The 23,598-nt window shown below is 60.1% G+C and carries 18 protein-coding genes; 16 read left to right on the forward strand and 2 right to left on the reverse strand.

Annotated elements, in window-relative coordinates; all coding sequences use genetic code 11:
• Position 1: 1 nt before the first annotated feature.
• The 16 genes from hutH to BM074_RS05445 all read left to right on the forward strand — a co-directional run bounded on the left by hutH (position 2) and on the right by BM074_RS05445 (position 22,327).
• On the forward strand, positions 2-1,543 hold the full coding sequence (gene hutH, locus BM074_RS05370) for a histidine ammonia-lyase (protein ID WP_027230605.1): 1,542 nt from the start codon (positions 2-4) through the stop codon (positions 1,541-1,543).
• Entirely contained in the window at positions 1,540-2,343 is an 804-nt protein-coding gene (gene hutG, locus BM074_RS05375) for an N-formylglutamate deformylase (protein WP_027230606.1), read from the forward strand. The genes hutH and hutG overlap by 4 nt, the downstream gene beginning before the upstream one ends.
• Positions 2,343-4,013, forward strand: a complete 1,671-nt coding sequence (hutU, locus tag BM074_RS05380; RefSeq protein ID WP_027230607.1) for a urocanate hydratase — start codon at positions 2,343-2,345, stop codon at positions 4,011-4,013. Before hutG ends, hutU begins: the two co-directional genes overlap by 1 nt.
• On the forward strand, positions 4,013-4,558 hold the full coding sequence (locus BM074_RS05385) for a HutD/Ves family protein (RefSeq protein ID WP_091920283.1): 546 nt from the start codon (positions 4,013-4,015) through the stop codon (positions 4,556-4,558). The genes hutU and BM074_RS05385 overlap by 1 nt, the downstream gene beginning before the upstream one ends.
• Before the next feature lie 78 nt (positions 4,559-4,636).
• On the forward strand, positions 4,637-5,017 hold the full coding sequence (locus tag BM074_RS05390) for a hypothetical protein (RefSeq protein ID WP_091920285.1): 381 nt from the start codon (positions 4,637-4,639) through the stop codon (positions 5,015-5,017).
• 81 nt (positions 5,018-5,098) lie between these two features.
• Positions 5,099-6,460, forward strand: a complete 1,362-nt coding sequence (locus BM074_RS05395) for a PepSY-associated TM helix domain-containing protein (RefSeq protein ID WP_091920287.1) — start codon at positions 5,099-5,101, stop codon at positions 6,458-6,460.
• A 23-nt stretch (positions 6,461-6,483) separates the two neighbouring features.
• The gene (locus BM074_RS05400; RefSeq protein ID WP_027230610.1) at positions 6,484-7,008 is read left to right on the forward strand and encodes a copper chaperone PCu(A)C; all 525 of its coding nucleotides are present in this window, start codon (positions 6,484-6,486) and stop codon (positions 7,006-7,008) included.
• Between the two features lies 1 nt (position 7,009).
• On the forward strand, positions 7,010-7,600 hold the full coding sequence (locus BM074_RS05405) for an SCO family protein (protein WP_091920289.1): 591 nt from the start codon (positions 7,010-7,012) through the stop codon (positions 7,598-7,600).
• A 435-nt stretch (positions 7,601-8,035) separates the two neighbouring features.
• Entirely contained in the window at positions 8,036-8,542 is a 507-nt protein-coding gene (locus tag BM074_RS05410) for a hypothetical protein (RefSeq protein ID WP_027230612.1), read from the forward strand.
• 12 nt (positions 8,543-8,554) lie between these two features.
• Complete coding sequence (locus BM074_RS05415; RefSeq protein ID WP_091920291.1) at positions 8,555-8,749, forward strand: hypothetical protein; 195 nt, start codon at positions 8,555-8,557, stop codon at positions 8,747-8,749.
• A gap of 294 nt (positions 8,750-9,043) precedes the next feature.
• The gene (locus BM074_RS05420) at positions 9,044-10,075 is read left to right on the forward strand and encodes a sulfate ABC transporter substrate-binding protein (RefSeq protein WP_091920292.1); all 1,032 of its coding nucleotides are present in this window, start codon (positions 9,044-9,046) and stop codon (positions 10,073-10,075) included.
• A gap of 4 nt (positions 10,076-10,079) precedes the next feature.
• Positions 10,080-10,940 (forward strand): sulfate ABC transporter permease subunit CysT, encoded by an 861-nt coding sequence (cysT, locus tag BM074_RS05425; protein WP_027230615.1) that lies wholly within the window; start codon positions 10,080-10,082, stop codon positions 10,938-10,940.
• Positions 10,924-11,814 (forward strand): sulfate ABC transporter permease subunit CysW, encoded by an 891-nt coding sequence (cysW, locus tag BM074_RS05430; RefSeq protein ID WP_051614651.1) that lies wholly within the window; start codon positions 10,924-10,926, stop codon positions 11,812-11,814. The genes cysT and cysW overlap by 17 nt, the downstream gene beginning before the upstream one ends.
• An 11-nt stretch (positions 11,815-11,825) precedes the next feature.
• Positions 11,826-12,863 (forward strand): sulfate/molybdate ABC transporter ATP-binding protein, encoded by a 1,038-nt coding sequence (locus tag BM074_RS05435; RefSeq protein ID WP_091920294.1) that lies wholly within the window; start codon positions 11,826-11,828, stop codon positions 12,861-12,863.
• A gap of 282 nt (positions 12,864-13,145) precedes the next feature.
• Entirely contained in the window at positions 13,146-21,779 is an 8,634-nt protein-coding gene (locus tag BM074_RS05440) for a GH36-type glycosyl hydrolase domain-containing protein (protein ID WP_091920296.1), read from the forward strand.
• A 125-nt stretch (positions 21,780-21,904) separates the two neighbouring features.
• Positions 21,905-22,327, forward strand: a complete 423-nt coding sequence (locus BM074_RS05445; RefSeq protein ID WP_228017347.1) for a Fur family transcriptional regulator — start codon at positions 21,905-21,907, stop codon at positions 22,325-22,327.
• Positions 22,328-22,406: 79 nt separating this feature from the next.
• Here the strand turns inward: BM074_RS05445 and ptsN are convergent, their stop codons facing one another.
• Complete coding sequence (gene ptsN, locus BM074_RS05450; RefSeq protein WP_027230619.1) at positions 22,407-22,871, reverse strand: PTS IIA-like nitrogen regulatory protein PtsN; 465 nt, start codon at positions 22,869-22,871, stop codon at positions 22,407-22,409.
• Positions 22,872-22,934: 63 nt separating this feature from the next.
• Positions 22,935-23,528, reverse strand: coding sequence for a ribosome hibernation-promoting factor, HPF/YfiA family (gene raiA / locus BM074_RS05455; protein WP_036813481.1), 594 nt, complete (start codon positions 23,526-23,528; stop codon positions 22,935-22,937).
• Positions 23,529-23,598 lie beyond the last annotated feature (70 nt).

Consider the following 23,598-nt stretch of genomic DNA (forward strand, 5'->3'; position numbering starts at 1 on the left):
CATGACTGTTGTTCTCCATCCCGGCTCCGTGCCTATTTCAGTATTGGAAACCATCTATTGGCAGGGCGAGGCCGTACGGCTGGACCAATCGTTCAAGGCCGGGATTGAGGCTGCAGCGGCACGCATTGCCGAGATTGCGCGGGGCAATGCTCCCGTTTACGGGATCAATACGGGCTTCGGAAAGCTTGCCAGCATCAAGATCGATGCGGCCGATGTGGCGACCCTGCAACGCAATCTCATCCTTTCCCATTGCTGCGGCGTCGGCAACGCGCTGCCCGAAAACATCGTGCGCCTGATCATGGCGCTGAAGCTGATCTCGCTCGGCCGCGGCGCCTCCGGCGTCCGTCCCGAACTCATCAGCCTGATTGAGGGGATGCTCGACAAGGGCGTCATCCCCGTCATTCCGGAAAAGGGCTCTGTCGGCGCATCGGGCGACCTTGCTCCGCTCGCGCACATGGCCGCGGCCATGATCGGCGAAGGCGACGTCGTCTTGGGCGGCGAGCGCATGCCGGCGGGCGATGGGCTTGCGAAGGCCGGGCTAAAGCCGGTCGTTCTTGCCGCCAAGGAAGGGCTCGCGCTGATCAACGGCACGCAGGCTTCCACCGCGCTCGCTCTTGCAGGTTTGTTTCGTGCTCACCGGGCTGCCCAGTCGGCCTTGATCACCGGAGCGCTCTCGACCGACGCGGCAATGGGCTCGTCCGCGCCGTTTCACCCCGATATCCATACCTTGCGCGGGCATCGCGGCCAGATCGACACGGGGGCAGCGCTGCGCCGCCTCCTCGAAAATTCACCGATCCGCGAAAGTCACATCGAAGGCGACGAACGCGTGCAGGACCCCTATTGCATCCGCTGCCAGCCGCAGGTTGACGGGGCGTGCCTCGATCTCTTGCGCATGGCCGCACGCACGCTCGAAATCGAGGCCAATGCCGTCACCGACAACCCGCTGGTTCTCAGCGATGGCTCCGTCGTCTCGGGCGGCAACTTCCATGCTGAGCCGGTGGCGTTCGCTGCGGACCAGATCGCGCTTGCCATCTGCGAAATCGGCGCGATCGCCCAGCGCCGTATCGCATTGCTGGTCGATCCAGCCTTGAGCTACGGCCTGCCGGCATTTCTTGCGCGCAAGCCCGGCCTCAATTCCGGATTGATGATCGCGGAGGTCACCTCCGCAGCGCTCATGTCAGAAAACAAGCAGATGTCGCATCCGGCTTCGGTAGATTCGACGCCAACGTCGGCCAACCAGGAAGATCACGTTTCCATGGCCTGCCATGGAGCCCGACGGCTTCTGCAGATGACCGACAATCTGTTCTCGATCATCGGCATCGAGGCACTGACGGCGGCGCAAGGCATCGACCTCCGCAGTCCGCTCGCGACGAGCCCGGAACTCACCCGCGCCCACGGCGTTATCCGCTTAGCGGTGCCGACACTTGACGACGACCGCTATATGGCGCCGGACCTTCAGGCCGTAAGCGAGCTTATTGCCTCAGGCGCACTGAACGCCGCGATTTCGGCCGAAATTCTCCCAGTTCTGGATACGCGTCTATGAGCATTGTCGAGGTCAAACAGGGATCGCTGCCGATCATCCTCGGATTTCCGCACACAGGCACGGATGTGCCTGCCGAAATCTGGTCGCGTCTGAACGAGAACGGCCAGCGTCTCGCCGACACCGATTGGCATGTGGACCAGCTCTATGATGGCCTCCTGCCAGGCGTCTCGACCGTCAGGGCGACGTTCCACCGCTACGTCATCGATGCGAACCGCGATCCTGCGGGTGGCAGTCTCTATCCAGGCCAGAACACCACGGCGCTCATTCCGGAAACCGATTTCGACGGGAAAGCCATCTGGCGCGACGGCGAAATGCCGACGTCAGCCGATACGAAGCTGAGACTCGAACGGTTTCATCGCCCGTATCATGAGGCTCTGTTCGACGAAATCCAGCGGGTGCGCAAGACGCATGGGCTAGCCATCCTCTACGATTGCCATTCCATCCGCTCGCATATCCCGTTCCTGTTTGCAGGGAAGCTGCCGGATTTCAACATCGGGACCAATGAGGGCACAAGCTGCTCGCCGGAAATTGCCTCTGCGGTTGGCCGCATTGCTTTTGCTGCCCGCGGCTACGACGCCGTAATCAACGGCCGCTTCAAGGGCGGCTGGACGACACGCCATTATGGCAAGCCCTCCTCCAATATTCACGCCATCCAGATGGAGCTGACGCAATCGTCGCACCTTGCGACCGAAGCGCCACCCTTCGACTACGACGAAGGCAAGGCCGAGAAGTTGCGCAGGCACCTCAAGGACATACTCGAAATCATCGCACAGACCGCCATTAAACTGGGGAGCAAGTAATGAACAATCCGAGGCACAATATCCGGGAAATCCGCAGTCCCCGGGGCAATGAGCTCAACACCAAATCCTGGATGACCGAAGCGCCCCTGCGGATGCTGATGAACAATCTCGATCCGGACGTTGCCGAGAACCCCAACGAACTCGTCGTCTACGGCGGCATTGGTCGGGCTGCGCGCACCTGGGACGACTTCGACAAGATCGTTTCGACGCTGAAGACCCTCAACGGGGATGAAACGCTGCTCGTCCAGTCCGGCAAGCCCGTCGGCGTATTCAAGACGCACTCCAATGCGCCGCGTGTTCTTATTGCCAATTCAAATCTGGTGCCGCATTGGGCGACCTGGGATCATTTCAACGAACTCGACAAGAAGGGTCTCGCCATGTACGGGCAGATGACCGCGGGTTCGTGGATCTACATTGGCACGCAGGGCATCGTGCAGGGGACCTATGAAACCTTCGTCGAGGCCGGCCGGCAGCATTATGACGGCAACCTCAAGGGCAAATGGATCCTCACGGGTGGCCTTGGCGGCATGGGCGGCGCACAACCGCTCGCCGCAGTCATGGCCGGCGCCTGCTGCCTCGCCGTCGAATGCAATCCGGATTCGATCGATTTCCGCCTACGCACCCGCTATGTCGACGCCAAGGCGGAGACGCTCGACGAGGCGCTGGAAATGATCGATCGCTGGACCATGGCCGGCGAAGCCAAATCGGTTGGTCTTCTCGGCAATGCCGCGGATGTTCTGCCGGAACTCGTACGTCGCGGCGTACGGCCTGACATGGTGACCGACCAGACCTCGGCGCACGATCCGATCAACGGTTATCTGCCCAAGGGCTGGACCCTTGCCGAATGGCGCGAGAAGCGCGAGAGCGACCCGAAGGCCGTAGAAAAGGCCGCGCGGGCCTCCATGCGCGTGCATGTGGAAGCCATGCTCGCGTTCTGGAACCAGGGCATTCCCACGCTCGACTACGGCAATAATATCCGGCAGGTCGCCAAGGATGAAGGCCTTGAAAACGCCTTTGCTTTCCCCGGCTTCGTGCCGGCCTATATCCGTCCGCTCTTCTGCCGCGGCATCGGTCCGTTCCGCTGGGCCGCCCTGTCGGGTGATCCGGAAGACATCTACAAGACGGACGCCAAGGTGAAGGAACTGACGCCAGGCAATACGCACTTGCACAACTGGCTCGACATGGCACGCGATCGCATCGCCTTCCAGGGGCTGCCGGCGCGCATCTGCTGGGTCGGTCTCGGCGATCGCCACCGTCTCGGCCTTGCCTTCAACGAAATGGTGCGAAACGGCGAACTGAAAGCACCGATCGTCATCGGCCGCGATCACCTCGATTCCGGTTCCGTCGCTTCGCCGAACCGCGAGACGGAAGCGATGAAGGACGGCTCTGACGCCGTCTCGGACTGGCCGCTGCTCAATGCGCTCCTCAACACCGCGTCGGGCGCCACCTGGGTGTCGTTGCATCACGGCGGCGGTGTCGGGATGGGCTATTCGCAGCATTCCGGCATGGTGATCTGCTGTGACGGCACGGACGACGCCGCGGAGCGGATCGGCCGCGTGCTCTGGAACGACCCGGCCACCGGCGTCATGCGCCACGCCGATGCGGGCTACGAGATCGCAATCGAATGCGCCAAGGAAAAGGGTCTTAACCTGCCCGGTATCCTCGGCTGATGCGTATATTGCGCGCCGGCGCCCACAAGCGCATGCCGTGGAAGAATGGCGCCGGCGTGACCACCGAGATCGCCATAGCGCCGGAAGGGGCTGCAATCGACAGCTTCGATTGGCGCATCAGCATGGCGAAGGTGCCAGATTCCGGCCCCTTCTCCGCCTTTGCCGGCATCGACAGGGTACTGGCAGTGCTTGACGGCGCCATGAATTTGCAAGTTGGCGCCGGCACGCCCGTGAAACTGGGCTCAACCTCACCGGCACTACCATTTCCCGGTGATATTCCGACGCGCGCCGACGTCATCGAGACGGTAATCGATCTCAACGTCATGGTGCGCCGCGGCCGTTTTACCGCCCGTGTTACACCGCTCGAACGCCAGGAACTGACAGCGGAAGCCAAGGAAACATTTCTACTGCTTCGCTCAAAAGCTACGTTGCATGCGGGCGAAACCGTCGAAATCGACGATGTGATCCACCTTGCTCGCGGTGATATGCTGGCCTTCGTCCGCATACCCAAATGCGCTTGGCTGATCGAGATCGACGCCTCCTGATTTCATTGTCGCTTTGCCGCATAGATTTTGAGCTGACGCTGATGTATTTGATTGGCTCGAACTGGAATCGGGGCGTTGATGCGCGGAATTTGGCACGACTGGCGAACGGCATTGCGCATACTTTGCGCCATTGCGCTCGTATGCGTTGCCTTCGCACATAAGCCGGTTGCCGCCGAGGCTCAGCCAATCGATCTTGCCGCCTATACGCTTCCCGACGGCACCGTTCCTGTTCTCTGCCTCCCCGGCAGCGGCGGCGAGGACAGCCATAAGAGCGTCTGGCATGGCACGGGCTGCGAAGCGTGCCGACTCGCCGCATCGTTCATTCTGGCGGTTCCGCCATTTATATCGGAAGCGAAATTCCAGCCGGAGCAATCGATAGCGATAGCGCGCAAATCGATCCTGATCGCGCGCAGCCTCTACCCGCCTTCGGCGCCGCCGCAAGCCCCACCTTTCGCCTGACACAGTTCGTGCCGTAGGGCACGTCACGACGGCCTGCGTTTGCAGATCGTCATGCTTTATCGTCAGACGATTGGATTACCAATGACCATTTCGAGCGTGGCTTCCGCGAAGCCCAATACAATTAGCCTATCCCTTTACCGGGCCGTGTGGCGCTGGCATTTCTTTGCCGGCCTGCTGGTCATCCCCTTCATGCTCAACCTCGCCATCACCGGCGGCCTTTATCTGTTCAATGACGAGATCGACAATACGGTCTTTGCCTATCGCAATGTCGTCGAGCCGAATGGGACCGCGCTTGCGCCCTCGCTCCTGACTGAAACCGCCAAGGCAGCCCTGCCGGGCTCCAAGGTCCTGCGCTATCGCGCCCCGGCCGAGCCAAGCCAGTCCGTACGCGTCATCGTTGGCACGAAAGCAGGAAAAACCTACGTCTTTCTCAACCCCTATACCGGCGCTGTTCTCGGCACGGTTGCAGAGAAGGAAGAGTTCAACTGGGTCGTCAAGAAGATCCACAGCCTCGAATATTTCGGCCTCCCCTTCAATCGTATCGTCGAAGCGGTGGGCGGGCTTGCCCTCATTCTCGTCGTCACCGGTTTCTACCTCTGGTGGCCGCGCAAACAGACCGGCGGCGTCGTCAGTGTTCGCGGCACACCGCAGAAGCGCGTGTTCTGGCGCGACCTGCACGCCGTAACCGGAGCTGGCGCAGGGGCGCTGATCTTCTTCCTTGCGATTTCCGGCATGCCCTGGTCCGGCTATTGGGGCGATAAAGCCAACTCCGTCCTCGCCAGTGCCGGCCTCGGCTATCCGACCCAGCTTTGGGACGAGGTTCCGAGTTCTGAGGTGCCGACCAAGGATGTCCTGACCAATGCCGGCTGGACGGTCGAAAACGCGCCAGTTCCGACATCCTCGCCGAGCAATGCTTCGCCGGTAGGTCTCGACAGCATCGTGGCGTCGGCCAACGCGGCTGGCCTGACCCCCGGATTCGAGGTGTCGCTGCCCTTAGGCAAGACCGGCGTCTACACCGCCGCGATCTTCCCCGACGATATCGCAAAGCAGCGGACCATTCACTACGACCAGTACAGCGGCAAGCCCCTCATCGACCTGAAATTCGGTGATTATGGCGCGGGGGCCAAGACAATGGAATTCGGTATCGGCGTTCACATGGGCCAGTATTACGGAGTCGCCAACCAACTCGTCATGCTCATGACCTGCCTCGCCATCGTCCTGACCTCGGTGACCGCTGTCGTCATGTGGTGGAAGCGCCGCCCGTCCGGTCAGCTCGGCGTGCCGCCCATGCCCACGCAGAAAAGTGTTTTCGCTGTCCTCACCCTTGTGATCCTTGGCTTCGGCGTACTCTTTCCCCTCACCGGGTTCGCCATTCTCGCAATGTTGATCCTGGATCAGTTGCTCACGCGCATACCCTCGCCCCTCAAACGTGTATTCTCTTGAAATCCGAAGTGGAGACCCTTTCCATGAAAACACTATCAACAATTGCCGCGGCGCTTCTCGTGTCCGCTTCCTTCTCCCTCGCAGCGGCCGCCCATGATCACTCGGCAATGCAGGCCGGCACGGAAATGACTGACGCCGGCGCGATGGAGCCGGTAAAGGCCGGCGACCTCACCTTGAGCGATGCCTTCACCCGCGCCACGCTGCCCGGAGCCAAGGTTGGCGGCGGCTATGTGACGATCGCCAACGGATCGAAAGAAGCCGACCGCCTTATCGGCGGCTCCACGCCCGTTGCGGAACGGGTCGAGGTTCATGAAATGAAGATGGATGGCAGCGTTATGAAGATGCGCCAACTGAAGGAAGGCCTCGAAATTCCGGCTGGCGAGACGGTAAAGCTGGCACCCGGCGGCCTGCACCTCATGATGATGGGGCTGAAATCACCGCTCAAGGAGGGCGACATGGTTCCTGTTACCCTGGAGTTCGCCAAGGCCGGCAAGGTGGACCTGCAATTGATGGTCGGCGCGGCCAACGCCACGGACATGGGACACTGAAATGGGGATTCGGCTTCTGCGCTATGGGCTGTGGGCGGCTATTGCCGTCCTCTCCCTTTTGCTGGTCATCACCTATGTCAATACTCGTCTTGGCAGCCAATCTGCGGGGGTGAAACTCGGCACGCCCTTCAACCTCACCGACCAGAATGGAGCGCCCATCACCGAAGCCGCATTCGAGGGCCATCCAAGCGTGCTCTTTTTTGGCTTCACGCATTGTCCCGAAGTCTGCCCGACAACGCTTTTCGAGATGTCGGGCTGGCTGAAGGACCTTGGCGACGAGGGCAAGGACCTGCGGGTTTTCTTCATCTCCGTCGATCCGGAGCGTGACACGCCGGATGTCATGAAAGGCTACACCACGGCTTTCACCGACAGGATCACCGGCATTACCGGCAAGCCGGACGAAATCGAGAAGGTGCTGAAAGCATGGAAGATTTATGCTCGCAAGGTGCCGACCGAGAACGGCGACTACACGATGGACCATACCGCCTCGGTGATCCTGCTTGATCGCGATGGAAGACTGAAGAGCACGATTGACTATAAGGAGAGCAAGGACGTCGCCCTCAAGAAGTTGCGCCTGCTCATCGAAAGCTGATGGCACGTGGTTTCTCGTCGCGCGTTTTCTGGCCCGGCGAGAAACCCTGCCACAGCAAGACCGTTCCTTATTTTGTGGCGTTTGGAACAATTGTATACTAAAAAACTCATAATTTCCTAGAATAATTCTAACCTATTGATATTTTTAATAGTTTTAAAGATTTAGTGTTTGACTTTATCAGGTTCGCCAGCCTTTATGCGAACTGGCGCGAGGTGCGCCGGCATCCCATGGATGCATCCCTTTGATGTCTGGGCCTTGAACCCTTTCGATTGGAGGACCTTATGATTGGTCTTTTTCTGCCACGCCTGCGCGTGGTTTCCCTGCTGCCACGGCAGCAACTGCTTTTATCCTCCAGTCCGAAGCGGCTGGCCGATATTCTTCCAGGTCGCCGCAAAGGCTCTTTCGCTGCAACACGCAATCACGAAAGGGCAGGCGATGTATCCGCATCTGACTGAATCGCATGGCGGCAACGGCTGCTATTTCGATCGAACTCCCGAGAAGCTCGTTCTCGAAGGTTATCGCCGTTGGACTGCGGGCTTTGAAACCGGATCGGTAATCGCCTGGGAGATGGCTTTCGGTCTCTACAGCGAGCTGCTCGGCAGCCGCAACGGCAATCGGGCGCTCTCGGAACTGTCGTATTTCATCCGCACCCTGCGCCATTGCGCACTGTGCCCGTTGAAGACGTTTCCATTCGGTTCGCACCATGTATGCCGGGAGGAATGCCTGACTTTGGGACTGATCGCGGGCCTACAAAATTGTGACATGGTTGCGGCCAGAACTTGCCTCAATGCCATGGCATGTCCTTCCCGTCAGGAGGATGTGGAGAACGCTGCGATCACCTTTGCCGAAACGCTGGTCGAATTGGACCAGGTGCTTTTGCCGATACCGAAATTCGCAATCGACGACATTATTTCGCGCCCGCAGCGCGCGAGCCTGCACTAAAGGGACGAGACAATGATCATCAGTTCACGGCTGGAACGCCGCCTTTCCATCACTGCGACGGCGCTTCTGACCGCAGCCGCCTTCGCCATACCGATCAAGACCCGGACGTTCACTGAAAGCCGGCCATCCGCAAACTATGTGAATGTCGCCGAGGCCGGCACGATCGACAGAACCTACCACGACCACGGCAGGGGCCGGCCTCGTTAAGAGCGGTTCGGCCCCCGTGAATTGCGGGGCCGCTTCCGAACCATCCGCCATCCCGTTAGACAACTATTCCACGATAGTATGATTTTTCAGGAACGGGGCGAAATCGGGCCCCGCATTCCCAATTTTCCGATCGTGCCCGGCGCATCAGGAATCCTGTGCAACGGCCCACCGTTTCGATAGACTAAGGTGCTTGCGGTAGAATATTCTAATTTTCCCCTGTAAAAGGAATTCTTTCTAACGCCCCTAATTTTGGGGCCTCTGCTACGCTTCAGTTCTCATCATACGGAGGCAGGCATGAAAAATTCCCGATTTTCCCTAACATTCGCGGCAGCGTTGCTTGCAGCAACGATCGCCGTTCAACCGATGTCTGCTGCCTTTGCGGACACCACCCTTCTCAACGTCTCCTACGATCCGACCCGCGAGTTCTACAAGGATTTCAACGCGGCGTTTGCGGCGAAGTGGAAAGCCGACACCGGCGAGACGATCACCATCCAGAGTTCGCATGGCGGATCGGGCAAGCAGGCCCGCGCCGTGATCGACGGACTTGATGCCGATGTTGTAACGCTCGCGCTCGAAAGCGACATTACGGCGATTGCCGAGGCGACGAAGAAAATCAATCCCGATTGGCGCACCAAATATCCGCACAATGCGGCGCCATACACTTCGACCATCGTGTTTCTGGTTCGCAAGGGAAACCCCAAGGGCATCAAGGACTGGGGCGATCTGATCAAGGATGACGTGCAGGTCATCACTCCAAATCCGAAGACTTCGGGCGGCGCCCGCTGGAATTATCTGGCAGCCTGGGCCTGGGCCTATGGCCAGTACGGCGGTGACGAAGCCAAGATCAAGGAATATATCGCGACGTTGTTCCAGCACGTTCCGGTCCTCGATACCGGCGCCCGCGGCTCGACGACGACCTTCGCCCAGCGCGAACTCGGGGACGTCCTGCTTGCCTGGGAAAACGAAGCCTATTTGTCGCTGGCTGAATTCGGCGAGGACAAATTCGATATCGTCGTTCCTCCGCAGTCGATCCTTGCCGAGCCGCCGGTTGCTGTCGTCGACGGCAATGTCGATGCCAAGGGCACGCGCAAGGCTGCCGAGGCCTATCTCCAGTATCTCTACTCCGAAGAGGGCCAGACCCTCGCCGCCAAGCATTTCTATCGTCCGGCAGAACCGGAACTGGTCGCTCCCGACCTCATCAAGAAATTGCCGGAGTTGAAACTAGTGAAGATCGATGATCCTATCTTCGGCGGTTGGGCCAAAGCGCAGCCCTACCACTTCGGAGATGGCGGTACGTTTGACCAGATTTACAAGCCGAAACAATAACAGCATGATTTCCAACCTCGCGAAAGCAGGTTGGCGGTTTAAGAGGCCGAGTGTCATTCCGGGATTTGGAATGACACTCGGCTTCACTCTTGCCTACCTCGCATTAATTGTTCTTATTCCTTTAACGGGTCTCGCATGGCGTTCCGCATCCCTTGGCTGGGCCGGGCTATGGCATGTCGCGACCGATCCCCGCACCCTCAACGCACTCAAGATCAGCTTTGGCACGGCCTTTGTCGCGGCGCTGATCAACGTCTTTTTCGGCGTCGTCGTTGCCTGGGTGCTGGTGCGCTATCGTTTTCCGGGTCGTCGCATCATCGATGCGATTGTCGATCTCCCCTTCGCCCTGCCGACAGCCGTGGCCGGTATCGCGCTGACGTCGATCTACGCCAAGAACGGCTGGATCGGACGCTGGCTTGATCCGCTTGGCATCAAGGTTGCGTTCACCCCGATCGGCATCACCATCGCGCTGATCTTTGTCGGCCTGCCTTTCGTGGTGCGCACGGTGCAGCCGGTGATGGAAGAAATCCGCACGGAGGTCGAGGAAGCTGCAGCCACGCTCGGCGCCAATCGTTTTCAGACGATCACGCGTGTGTTGCTGCCCGGTCTCCAGCCGGCGATCCTCACCGGGTTCGCCCTCGCCTTCGCCCGGGCAGTCGGCGAATACGGTTCGGTGATCTTCATCGCGGGCAACCTGCCTTACGTGTCAGAGATAGCGCCGCTCCTCATCGTCATCCGGCTTGAGGAATTCGACTATGCCGGCGCGACGGCGATCGCAGCAATCATGCTGCTGATCTCATTTGCCATGCTCTTCATCATCAATCTTATTCAGGCGTGGAGCCGCAGGAGGTATGGCTATGGTACATGACCTGTCCCAGACCGCAGCCCCCGCAGCGGCGACCTGGCACCCGGCAACGACCGAGAGCCGCGGCTCACGCTATGTGCTGATCGGCATCACGCTGGTGTTTCTCGGATTGTTCCTCGTCCTGCCGCTCGTTTCGGTTTTCGTCGAGGCGTTCCGCAAAGGACCGGCCGAATATTTCACCGCGCTCATAGAGCCTGACGCGCAAGCTGCCATCCGCCTGACGCTGCTCGTCGCCGCGATCGCCGTACCGCTTAATCTCGTCTTCGGCGTGGTCGCCGCATGGACCATCGCCAAGTTCGAATTCAAGGGCAAGGCGTTCCTGACGACGCTCATCGACCTGCCGTTCTCGGTCTCGCCGGTAATTTCGGGCCTGGTTTATGTGCTGCTATTCAGCTCGCACAGCTTGCTTGGACCATGGTTCAAATCGCATGGCATCGAAATCCTCTTTGCCGTGCCCGGTATCGTGCTTGCGACGGTTTTCGTGACCTTCCCCTTCGTTGCCCGTGAATTGATCCCGCTCATGCAGCATCAGGGCACGACCGACGAGGAAGCCGCGCTCTCGCTCGGGGCCAATGGCTGGCAGACTTTCTGGCATGTGACATTGCCGAACATCAAATGGGGCTTGCTCTACGGCGTGCTTTTGTGCAACGCCCGCGCCATGGGGGAATTCGGCGCCGTGTCCGTCGTATCAGGCCACATTCGCGGGCTGACCAATACGATGCCGCTGCATGTCGAAATTCTTTACAACGAATATAATTTTGTCGCTGCGTTCGCGGTGGCTTCGCTTCTGGCGCTGCTGGCGCTGGTCACGCTTATTCTCAAGTCATTGCTTGAGATGCGATACGGCGCGGAGCTGCGGGCAGCAGGCGGACACTGAGAGGGTTTGAAATGGATGTTCGCGTAAGTGGTGTGCGCAAGGAATTCGATCGCTTTCCGGCGCTGCACGACGTTTCACTGGAAATAAAGTCGGGCGAACTTATCGCCCTGCTCGGTCCGTCGGGCTCGGGCAAGACAACTCTGCTGCGCCTGATCGCCGGGCTGGAATCCCCCACCGAGGGCAAGGTGTTCTTCGGCGATGAGGACGCCTCGCTGAAGTCGGTCCAGGAGCGCAATGTCGGTTTCGTGTTCCAGCATTATGCTCTGTTCCGGCACATGACGGTCATCGACAATGTTGGTTTCGGGCTGAAGGTACGGCCCTCGAACACGCGGCCCGCCAAGGACGAGATCCGGCGCCGTTCATCGGAGCTTCTCGACTTCGTCCAGCTTTCAGGCCTGGAAAAGCGCTACCCAGCGCAGCTGTCGGGCGGCCAGCGCCAGCGCGTCGCCCTCGCTCGTGCGATGGCAATCGAGCCACGCGTTCTGCTGCTCGACGAGCCTTTCGGCGCTCTCGACGCCAAAGTTCGCAAGGAACTCCGGCGCTGGCTGCGCGAAATCCACGACAAGACCAAGCATACGACCGTCTTCGTGACCCATGATCAGGATGAGGCGCTTGAACTTGCCGATCGGGTCGTGGTGATGAGTCAGGGCAGCATCGAGCAGGTCGGCACGCCGGACGAAGTCTACGACAAGCCAAACTCGCCGTTCGTCTATGGCTTCATCGGTGAATCGAGCCGCCTGCCGGTTCGCATCGAGAGCGGAACTGTCTGGATCGGCGAGAAGTCACTTGGCCTTAAGGCCGACCGGCCCGATGGCAACGGCATGCTCTATTTCCGCCCGCACGATGTCGAGCTGGTCGACGGCTCGAATGGCTGCATCGCGGGTACGGTCGTCGCGAGCCGCCGTGTCGGCGCAACGCGGCGCGTCGAACTGATGGTCGCGGGTGCTGAGGAGCGTATCGAAATCGGCATCGATGCCGACCACCCTGCGACTGAACTCTCCGGAATCGCTTTCAGGCCAAGACATTTTCGCGTCTTTGCCCGCGATTGAAGCAGGTAATGCGGCGTTGGCGGGATCATCGCGATCCCGCTTTTTTGTTTGGGGCCACCCCTTGCAACCAAAGCCCGCCTTAACAGTTTCCGGCTGAAATACGCCAAAAGCCCAATGGAAATCTGACTCATTTTCATCAAAACTGATCGCTAGAGGCGAAAGTGCTTCTAGCGTCATTGCCTTGAGCCGATTAGATCGTAAACTGTTCGTGAGGGGGAACGATCCCGAGCGAACCTTGTGCTGCAATCAGAAGATTATTTCTTCCAACCGAAATGATGGCAAATGCCCGCATTGAGTTTCATTCAAGCTTTCACATCCCAGAAAAATACAGCCGGCCAGGTCCTTTCTGCCCAGCCGAACCCTATCAGGGCTCATTACAAATCAATCGATGACTTGCGGGATCTGGGAGCGCGGGTAGCGAAGGGCGAAGACGTCCGCCTGCCCGACTATGAACCGATGGTGTTCGAGCAGCGCACCGTCGAAAACGCCAAGCTCATTCTGCATTCCTATCGCTCGTCCGATGCGGCAGCACGCAAAGGTGAAACGATCACGCCAGCCGCTCAGTGGCTGCTCGATAATTATTATCTCGTCGACCAGAATATTCAGCAGGTTGAGCGCGATCTGCCGAAGAAGTTCTTCCGGCAACTGCCGCCGCTCGCCAACAATCCCGGCATTCCGCGCGTCATGGCGCTTGCCTGGCTCTATGTCGCCCATACGGACAGCCAGTTTTCGCTGAACAGTCTCAGCGCAATCGTCGAAGGCTTCCAGACGGTCGAGCCGCTGCATATCGGCGAACTCTGGGCATTGCCCTCTGCGGTGCGGTTCATCCTTATCGAAAATGCCCGCCGGCTCTCCCTGCGCGTCGAGCGCGCCCGCCGCATGCGCGCCTTCGCCAACACGGTTGCCGACGAGATCACCCTTTACGCTGACAAGGACGCGCTGCCGCAGCTGCTCGCGCAATATGCGCCGGCGGCACGTGACAGCACCTTCGCCACGCACCTCCTCTATCGTCTGCGCGGCGGCGCGACCCATTCGGGCGCCGCTGTTGCATGGCTGGAAGAAGAGCTCGAGAAGAACGGCAGCGACGCCGAGGACGCTATCATCCAGGAACATACACGCCAGTCCACCGGCGGCGTGACCATGGGCAACCTGATCCGGAGCCTCAAGTCCATCGACGACGTCGACTGGATCACATGGTTCGAGACGGTCAGCGGCGTCGATGCCGTCCTGCGCGAGAATTCGAATTTCGACGCGCTCGACTTCCATTCACGCAATGCCTACCGCGTCGCCATCGAAAAAATCGCGCGGCGGTCCGGCAAGAGCGAGCATGATATCACCCTCGAAGCGCTGGACCTTGCCCAAAAGAGCGCCGAAGAGACCGGCGGCGGCGATGCCGTCACCGAACAGCGCAAGCGCGACGTTGGCTACTACCTCTCCGGCGATGGCCGGCCCGAACTCGAGGCGAAGTGCGATTATTCACCGACGGTGCTTGAGCGCTGGGTCCGCTTCTATCGGAAGCTCGGCCTTGCCGGGCTCTGGGTGCCGGCATCTTTCTTTTCGATCGCCATCCTGCTTCTGATCCACTACTGGCTCCGTCAGGCCGGTCTGTCGCACGGCATGACGCTGCTTTTCACGGTGCTTGCGGTTTTCCCCGCGATGGAAACGGCCAACGGCTTCGTCAACTGGATCATACCGATGTTCATGCCGCCGACGCGGCTTATCGGCTTCGAATACAAGAACGGACTGCCGCCCGAGGCAAAAACCCTCGTCGCCGTGCCGACATTGATCACCTCGCGCGACTCCGTCGACGAGCATATCCGCAACCTCGAAGTGCACTACCTTACCAACCCGCGCGGCGAGGTTTATTTCGCCCTCCTTACTGACTGGAAGGACAGCCAGAACGAGCAGACGGACGACGATCTCGACATATTCGACTATGCGCGCGAGAAGATCACCGCGCTTAACGAACATTATACGCAGGCCAATCCGCGCTTCTTCCTGCTTCACCGCAAGCGGCTCTACAACCCGCAGGAAGTCTGCTGGATGGGCTGGGAGCGCAAGCGCGGCAAGCTGCACGAACTCAACCTGCTGCTGCGCGGCGATAAGGACACGACCTATTTCCCCTCCAACGAGGAACTGCCGACCGACATCAAGTTTGTCATGACGCTCGATTCCGACACGCGCCTGACGCCGGATTCGGTCAATCGCCTCGCCGGCAAGCTGGTGCATCCGCTCAATCGCCCGATCTACCGGGCAAAATCCGGCCGCGTCGTAAGCGGCTATTCGGTTCTGCAACCGCGCGTGACGCCCTCGCTCACTACCGGTGACGACGCCTCGTTCCTGCAGCGCGTCTTTTCGGTCAACCGCGGCATCGACCCTTATGTCTTCGCGGTATCAGACGTCTATCAGGACGTGCTCGGCGAAGGCACCTTCACGGGCAAGGGCCTCTATGATGTCGATTTCTTCGAAGCTTCGCTCGACGGCAAGATCGGCGAGAACTCGGTGCTCAGCCACGACCTTCTCGAGGGCGGCTACGCGCGTGCCGCGCTGGTCAGCGACGTCGAAGTCGTGGAAGATTATCCCACCGGCTACAATGTCGATATTTCGCGCCATCATCGCTGGACCCGCGGCGACTGGCAGCTGTTGCCCTATCTCTTCAGCACCAAGCCGGGCGTTACGGCCGTAACGCGCTGGAAGATGGTCGACAATTTGCGCCGTTCGCTTGCGCCGATCTTCTGGCTGATTGCTGCCATTGCCGGATGGACGTTGCTGCCGCCTGGCCTTGCCACGCTCTGGCTGTGCTTCCTCATCTTCAGCATGTTCATCGTGCCGACGATGATCCTGTTCACCAATCTTGTGCCGACAGACATGAACCTGTCGCTCAAGGGCCACTTCCAGGCGATTCTGACCGACATCTTCTCCGGCGCGGCCGATATTGCGCTTCGCATCACCTTCCTCGCCAATATGGCGGTGTTGATGGGCGATGCGATCGTGCGCACGCTTTATCGCCTCTTCGTCACGCGCAAGCACCTCCTCGAATGGCGGGCCGCCGCCCAGGCGAAGACGAGTTCGCCCGACACGCTCCAGTACTACATGCAGCTGATGTGGCCGGCGACGGTCGTCGCCATCATCGCCATCGGCTTGCCCCTCGCCGGGCATAGCCGCGCATGGTTCCTGGCGGTGCCTTTCGCCTTAATCTGGTTCCTGTCGCCGATGATCGCCTGGCTCGTGAGCCGTTCGGCCAAGCCACTCGACGATCTCGCCGTCCGATCGTCCGATAAGAGCGAGCTGCGCCGCATCGCGCGCCGCACATGGCACTACTACGATACGTTCGTCACCAAGGAGCAGAACTACATTCCGCCGGACAATTTCCAGGAGGATCCGCATCCGGTCATCGCAACGCGCACGTCTCCGACCAATATCGGCATGTATCTGCTGTCGACGGTCGCGGCACGCGATTTCGGCTGGATCGGCTTCCATGAAACGCTGACGCGGATCGACCAGACGCTGAGCACGCTCGAGAAGATGGAGAAGTATCGCGGCCATCTCTACAACTGGTACGAGACGACGACGTTGCGGCCGCTGCTGCCGCTCTACGTCTCGGCTGTCGATAGCGGCAATCTCGCCGGCCATCTGGTTGCGCTTTCGTCGGCCCTCGAAAAATGGGCCGAAGCACCTTCCGTCTATCTCCAGAGCGATCTCGACGGCATTCTCGATGTAAGCGACATTCTCGAAGAGGCGATCAACGATATTCCAGATGATCGCCGCGTGCTGCGGCCGCTGCGCCGCCGCCTTGAGGAGCGCGTCGCAAACTTCCGCCGTGCCATCACCACCATCAAGGAGGAGCCGGAGACGGCTTCGCTGCGCACCATCAACCTTTCCCTCTTTGCCGGCGATATCCAGCGCCTCACCGAGGAGTTGCATGGCGAGCTCGAAAGCCCCGCCAGCGTCACCGCCAATGAATGGGCGCTGCTGCTGGTCAAGACCTGTCAGGCCCACACGGATGACGCCATCGGCTCGCATGAGGGCACGGACGTCCTGCGCGAACGGCTGGTAACGCTCGCAACCCGCGCGCGCCAGCTGGCGTTCGATACCGACTTCACCTTCCTCGAGCGCAAGGAGCGCCGCCTGCTGTCGATCGGTTTCCGCGTCGAAAGCAACGAACTCGACGCAAGCTGCTACGACCTTTTGGCCTCGGAAGCCCGACTTGCGAGCCTCTTTGCCATTGCCAAGGGCGATATTCCCGTCGATCACTGGTTCCGCCTTGGACGTCTGCTGGTTCCCGTCGGCTGGCGCGGCGCCCTGATCTCATGGTCGGGCTCGATGTTCGAATATCTCATGCCGCCGCTCGTCATGATCGAGCCGCTCGGCAGCATGCTCGACCAGACCAACAAGCTGATCGTCCAGCGCCAGATCGAATATGGAGCGTCGAAAGACCTGCCCTGGGGTATATCGGAAGCCGCCTATAATGCGCGCGACCCGGAGATGAACTACCAGTACACCAACTTCGGCGTGCCGACGCTCGGTTTGAAGCGCGGCCTTTCGAAGAACTATGTGGTGGCGCCCTATGCCAGCATCATGGCCAGCCAATATCAGCCGGCCGAAGCTGTAAAAAACCTGAAGCGACTTCGCGCGCTTGGCGCCCTTGGCCAGTACGGTTTCTACGATGCCGTCGACTTCACCAAGTCGCGCGTTCGCGAAGGCGAGGACTACGCTGTGGTGCGCAACTACATGGCTCACCATCACGGCATGTCGATCGTCGCGGTGAACAATGTCGTATTCGAAGGGCGTATGCGCGAACGCTTCCACTCGGACCCGGTCATTGAAGCCGCCGAACTCCTGCTCCAGGAAAAGGCGCCGCGGGAAATCCCGGTTCTCCAGGCCAAGGCCGAGAACCCGATGCGCAAGGCCGTGGAAAGCAGCGAAGAAACTCCCTCGATCCACATCATCGACAATCCGCTCGGCGCCCCGCGCGCAACGCAGGTCATGTCCAACGGCCATTATTCAGTGATGGTCACCGCCAATGGTGGCGGTTACAGCCGCTGGAACGGGCTCGCAATAACACGTTTCCAGCCGGATATCCTCGAAAGTGGCTACGGCACCTTCCTCTTCCTGCGCGATATGGAGAGCGGTGACTGGTGGTCGGCGACTGGCGATCCCGTGCGGGCCACCGGCGAAAAGAGCATGACGATCTTCGCCGACTATAAGGCCGAATTCATCAAGGAAGCGGGCACGCTGCACACGACGGTGGAAACCATCGTCGCGTCGGATTCCGACGGCGAAGGCCGGCGCATCGTCATCACCAATACGGGCAGCAAGGATCGCATCATCGAAGTGACCTCCTATGCCGAACTCGTATTGACCAATGACGACGCGGATACGGCCCACCCGGCATTCGCCAAGATGTTCGTCGAGACCGAAATCGACAAGCGCGGCGATACGATCTATGCGACACGTCGCAAGCGCAACAATGACGAACCGGACATCCATGTCGCCCACATGGTCAGCGACAGTTCCGGAACCATGCGCGAAGTTCAGGCGGAGACTGATCGGCGGGCCTTCATCGGCCGCGGCCGAACGCTGCGCAATCCCGCCGCATTCGACGAGGGCGCGACGCTTACCGGCTCGCAGGGCTTCGTGCTCGATCCCATCGCGTCGCTGCGCTGCCGCGTCCGCGTGCCCGCCCACAAAAAGGTGACGCTCGTCTTCTGGACGCTGGTGCGCCCCAACCGCCAGGAACTCGAGGACGTCGTCGGCCGCTTCCGCCATCCGGATTGCTTCGCACGCGAATTTTCGCTGTCATGGACGAGTTCGCAGGTCCGTCTGCATCACATCGGCATCAACCCCGATGAAGCGCAGGTTTTCCAGCGTGTCGCAACCAGCCTGATCTATCCGGACAAGGCACTGCGGATGCCGTCCGAAAGCATCGCCAGCGGCCTCGGCAGCCAGTCCGAACTCTGGCCGATGTCCATTTCCGGCGACTTCCCCATCCTTGCCCTGCGCATCGATGACGAAGCCGATATGGAAACGCTCAAGAATCTGCTCCGCGCCCACGAGTACTGGCGCGCGAAAGGCCTTGTCGTCGATGTCGTCGTCATCAACGAACGCTCCTTCTCCTATGCGCAGGATTTCCAGCGGGGTCTTGAAGCAATCTGCGAGAACAGCCGGGCGCGCGGCGCGCAGCTCGGACCGCGCGTTCATATCTTCACGGTCCGCCGCGACCAGATGAGCGATGCCAGCTATAATACATTGCTCGCCTCAGCTCGCATCGTCATGCATGCGCAGAACGGCTCCCTGTCCGAACAGTTGAAGCGCATGGAGGGCCTCAGCGCCGACCTCGCGCCCACAGCGGACGCAGCCGCCGGCAAGGTCAACGCGACGGTCGACACGGGCAGCATCGAGGAGATGCGCAACATCGCGCCGGCGCCGACGCAATTGATGCGGACGCGCAACCCGAAGATATCGGGCGACGATCTGGCATTCTGGAACGGCTTTGGCGGTTTTGACCTTGCAAGCGGTGAATATGTGGTCCGCCTCGGAGGGATCACCCAGACGCCGCAACCCTGGATCAACGTCATTTCGAATTCCAGCTTCGGCTTCCACGTCGCCGCGGAGGGTGCTGGATTCACCTGGTCCGGCAATAGCCGCGACTACCAGTTGACCCAGTGGTCGAACGACCCCGTCAGCAACCGTTCCGGCGAAGCGATCTATATTGTCGATCTCGACAAGAACGTCGCGTTCGCTCCCACGGCTTCGGTGTTGCGCGACCCGTCCGTCCCGTACGAAGCGCGCCATGGGCAGGGCTATTCGACGTTCACGTCGCGCCACGGCAATGTCGGGCTTGAACTTACCCACACCATCCATGTCGAACTACCCGTGCGCGTGTCGCGGCTGAAGCTCACCAACCATGGCGGCTCGGCGAAGCGCCTGCGCGTCTACGGCTTTGTCGAATGGATGCTCGGCAATTCCCGCGCCAAGACCGCTCCGTTTATCGTACCGTCCTGGGATGCCGAAACCGGCGTGCTCATGGCGCGCAACCCCTATGGCATCGACCGTCGCAACAATGTCGCCTTCTATGCAACGAGCGTGAAGCCGAATTCGGTGACGTCGGATCGCGCCGAGTTCTTTGGAACGCTCGGCTCCGTCGATCGCCCGGCTGCGGTTCTGCAGGCAAGGACGCTCTCCAACGTCGTCGAGGCAGGCGGAGACCCCTGCGCTGCGCTCAACGTCGATATCACGCTTGCGGCCGGCGAGACGAAGGAACTGCTGTTCTATATGGGCGATGCCGGTAGTGCCGACGAGGCACGGCGTATCCTGCGCGAACAAAGCAAACAGGGCTTCGACGAGACCCTCGGCGCCTCCCGAGCGCTGTGGTCGAACTTTCTCGGCGGCCTGCAGGTCGAAACGCCCGACGAAGCTTTCAACCTGATGGTCAATCGCTGGCTGCCCTACCAGAGCCTTGCGTGCCGTATCTGGGCGCGATCGGCTTTCTATCAGGCAAGCGGCGCCTTCGGCTTCCGCGACCAGCTGCAGGATACCCTGTCGATGCTGATCCTCGATCCGTCGTTGGCGAGGAAGCAGATTCTCAACGTATCGGCGCGCCAGTTCAAGGAGGGAGATGTCCAGCATTGGTGGCTGCCGACGAGCGGCGCCGGCGTTAGAACGAAAATCTCCGACGATGTCGTCTGGCTCGGCTACGCGATCGCACATTACACGACGGTCACCGGCGACATGAGCATTCTCAACGAGCAGGTTGCCTTCATCGACGGTCCGGCGCTCAACGAAGGCCAGCACGACGCCTTCTACCAGCCTACGATCACCAGCGAGAAGGTAAGCGTCTACGAACATGCTGCGCGCGCCCTCGATCTCGCCGTGGCGCGGACCGGCGCGCACGGCTTGCCGCTGATGCTCACCGGCGACTGGAACGACGGCATGAACCGGGTCGGTGAAGACGGCAAGGGCGAGAGTGTCTGGCTCGGCTGGTTCCTCATCAGCACGCTCCGCGACGTGATCCCGATTGCCAGAACCTTCAAGGATACGGCCCGCATCGAGCGTTGGGAGGCCCACATAGAGCGCCTCAAGGCAGCGCTCGAAAAGGATGGCTGGGACGGCGAATGGTATCGCCGCGGCTATTTCGACGACGGTGCGCCGCTCGGCTCCAAGAAGAGCGAGGAATGCAGGATCGACTCGATCGCGCAATCCTGGAGCGTTCTCTCAGGTTTTGGGGATCCGTCCAGGGCGCGCCAAGCCATGAAATCGGTGGCGACGCATCTGATCGATGACGAAGCCGAAATCATCAAGCTGTTCACTCCGCCGTTCAACAAGTCGCGGCATGATCCAGGCTATATCAAGAGCTACCCCGTCGGCGTTCGCGAGAACGGCGGCCAGTACACGCATGCCGCGACCTGGGCGGTACTTGCCATGGCGAGACTCGGCGACGCCGACGAAGCCTATCGCTGGTTCAAGAAGCTTAACCCTGTGAACCATGCGCTGAGCGCCGAAAAGGCCGAGTTCTACCGTGTGGAACCCTATGTCGTGGCAGCCGACGTCTATTCGGTCGATCCAATGCGCGGACGCGGCGGCTGGACCTGGTATACCGGTTCGGCCGGCTGGCTCTACCGCGTTGCTACCGAGGGAATCCTCGGCATCACGCGGCAGAACGACCGCCTGTTCGTCGACCCTGCCCTTCCCTCGGATTGGGATGGTTTCAGCTTCGTGCTGCGTAATGGCGAAGCCCGGTACTCGATCGAGGTCCGGCCTGCTGGCAAGGGCGGCAAGAAGATTACGGTCAACGGCAAGAAACTCACCAAGGCAGAAGGCGGCATTCCGCTTGAGACCAAGGGCGAACACAAGGTCGTTGTCGAGGTCCCGGCGGGCGGCGTATCGATCGACGCCGTCTCGACCGCGGCAAAATGAATTCTGACGTGCCGCCGGTCCAGCGCCGGCGGCACACTTACCCAGCGGTTTACCCGCAAAATTCCAGTTGAGAATCTTTGCAACTGACGCGGATCTGACGCATAATCACGGCCATGAAAAATCTCATGAATCAGAAGCCGGATTACGAAAAGGAGTTGCGCAACGCTGGCATCCGCATCACCCGCCCGCGACGCATCATTCTCGATATCCTGACATCGACCGAAGACCATCCGGACGCGATGAAGATTTTCCATCGCGCCAGCGAAATCGACGACAGCATCTCGCTCTCGACCGTCTATCGAACGATGAACTTGCTCGAAGAGATGGGTGCGATACACCGACACGCATTCAGCGGTGGTCCATCACGTTTCGAACAGGCGCATGGCGAGCATCACGACCACCTGATCGATATCGATACGGGTGCCGTCATCGAGTTCAAATCGGAGAAAATCGAGCAGTTGCAGGAAGAAATCGCCCGATCGCTCGGATACGATATCGTGCATCACCGGCTTGAGCTTTACGCGCGGAAGATCAACCGTTCTTCATAGGAAATTGCTCAGCACTTCCCACCAGCGTGGTCGACCGCGTTAGTCTGCGATTACCGCAATCCATTTGAGATCATTGCGATCACGCCGCGTTCGACGTTGGCTGGTCCGTGAGCAGCTCATAGAGCAGGCTTGCATCGTGGGCCGTGCGCAGCTTGGCAACACGTTCCGGGTCGCGCAGCGTCCGGGCGATGCGCGACAGGGCCTTCAGGTGATCCGCGCCGGCATTTTCCGGGGCAAGCAGCAGAAAGACAATATCAACGGGCTGGTCGTCCAGCGCCTCGAAATCGATCGGCGCATCGAGCTGCGCAAAGACGCCGGTGATGCGCTTCACGCTATTGAGCTTGCCGTGAGGGATCGCAATTCCGTTGCCGACGCCGGTCGAACCGAGGCGCTCGCGCTGCAAGACCGTATCAAACACTTCGCGCTCGCTCAGGCCAGTCAATGCGGCTGCCTTTTCCGACATGGCTTGCAGGAGTTGCTTCTTGGAGTTGACTTTCAATGCGGGCAGGACAGCATCGGGCTGAATGAGATCACCCAGATCCATTATCTCTCTTCCTTCCAGTTACCGTCCGCGCCCATTTCGGGCGCGGGCAGTAGTTCACGTTTGTTATCCACGGGCCGCACTTTGACCCGCTACGGTCGATGGATCGATCCAACCGATATTTCCGTCAGGGCGGCGATATACGATATTTACCTGCGTACTTCCAGAGTTGCGGAAGACGACCACAGGGCTGTCCTTCAAATCGAGCTCGACCACCGCCGAAGCCACACTCATGCTGCGAAGCGCCATCGACGTTTCGGCTACGATCGTCGGCGCGTAATCTTCAGGAAATTCCTCGTCATCGTCGGGTACCGGCGCCATGACGCGATAGGACACGTCATCGAAGACACCATTCGATCCCGGGGCCTGATGCGACTTCAAGCGTCGCTTGTAGCGGCGCAGCCGCTTGTCCACGCGTTCGCCCGCAGCGTCGAAGGCAAGCAATGGATCCTGAGCTTCACCGGCCGCCTGGAGAACCGTGCCGGTATCCAGACGGACAAGGCAGTCTGCGATGAATCTCGAACCCTGTTTTTCCACTGTGACGTGGCCGGTATATCCGCCATCGAAGTACTTGGCCACCATCTCTCCGATCCGCTCTTCGATGCGGATGCGGAATGCGTCGCCAATGTCCATATGTTTCCCAGATACACGCAGACTCATGATAGCTCACCTTCATTGTGATTTCCGTTTACCAAATCAATCTACACCGATGTTGGAAGACGAGCAAAGC

The sequence above is a fragment of the Phyllobacterium sp. CL33Tsu genome (genome assembly GCF_900113985.1).
Lineage (GTDB): Bacteria > Pseudomonadota > Alphaproteobacteria > Rhizobiales > Rhizobiaceae > Phyllobacterium > Phyllobacterium pellucidum.